Consider the following 1,095-nt stretch of genomic DNA (forward strand, 5'->3'; position numbering starts at 1 on the left):
TGGACGCCCGCATCCCGGACGCCCCCATCCCGAACGCCCACGACGGTCATGTCGGCCCCGATTCGTTCGCACCTGATCGACGTCGGGCAGTGTAACAACTCTAAGTACGTGAAAAGCTACTATCGGTGATAGCCTCGGGATGTGTCGCTCTCTCCCGTGATGCTGCCGGCGGCTTGTGCTGAGCTACCGCCAGGAGTCGACCTGGCCGACGATCTTGGCTGGCGAGCCCGCGACGATTGTCTTCGGTGGGACGTCGCGGGTCACCACGGCGCCCGCGGCGACCACGGCGCCCTCGCCGATCGTCACGCCCTTCAGGACGATCGCCCGGGTGCCGATCCAGGCGCGATCCTCCAGGATCACCGGGGCGCTCATCGGCTGCTCCACCCCGTCCACCGTCATGGGGTGGAAGTCGTTGTCGAGGATCTGGGTGTCCCAGGAGATGGTGCAGCCCGCTCCGATACTCACGCGTTCCCGCACGAGAATCTTCGCGAAGCCGTTGATGTTGACGTTGTGGCCGAGCTGCAGCAGGCCGGAGTCCACCACGATGCGTGCCCCGCGCTGCACCGACACGACCCCCTCGCACCGCAGTCGTCCTTCGGGATGGATCCGCAGCACGGAGGTGTCCCGGTGGGTCGAGATCCCGAACGGGCCGAGGCCGATCCGCAGGGCCGCGCCGTCGGCGAACTCGATGCGTTCGTGCCCTTCGATGACGGTCGGCGATCCGATCCAGATCGGCTGCCCGTGCGCGATCGGGTAGCGCAATCCCGCCGCGAAGGAGCGTGCGGACGCCTCCCGCCCCGCGCGCAGCGTCCTGACGTTTTGGGCGTATTCCCGAAGGTCGTGGACGAACTGTCGGTCAAGCGTTCTGACATGACGGCCGAGACGATCGCTGAGTCCATCCATGGTTGATGAGCCTAACCGGTCGGAGACGACGCGATCATGGTCGTGTTGTACCCGCGAAGGGGCCTCCATCCCCGGCGTTTGGACCTGCCGTGCAACTCTGGGATCCAGGCGCATGCGGGGGAGGAGACGATCATTCACTTCGACCGATCCGTGAGCAGTCCAGCACTCCAGCACTCCAGCGGTACCGGTGAA

General features: G+C 66.0%; 1 protein-coding gene. It reads right to left on the bottom strand.

All coding sequences use genetic code 11. From position 1 onward, the window contains the following. Positions 1 to 183: 183 nt before the first annotated feature. Positions 184 to 903 carry an acyltransferase gene (locus U9980_RS07550; RefSeq protein ID WP_322767278.1) on the bottom strand — a complete coding sequence of 240 codons (720 nt, stop codon included), beginning with the start codon at positions 901 to 903 and terminating at the stop codon, positions 184 to 186. Positions 904 to 1,095 lie beyond the last annotated feature (192 nt).

Source organism: Protofrankia sp. Cr1 (genome assembly GCF_963555865.1).
Lineage (GTDB): Bacteria > Actinomycetota > Actinomycetes > Frankiales > Frankiaceae > Protofrankia.

Bases quoted from the DNA above. Each gene is read 5' to 3' on its own strand.
- U9980_RS07550 (WP_322767278.1), bottom strand. From the start codon at position 903: ATGGATGGACTCAGCGATCGTCTCGGCCGTCATGTCAGAACGCTTGAC.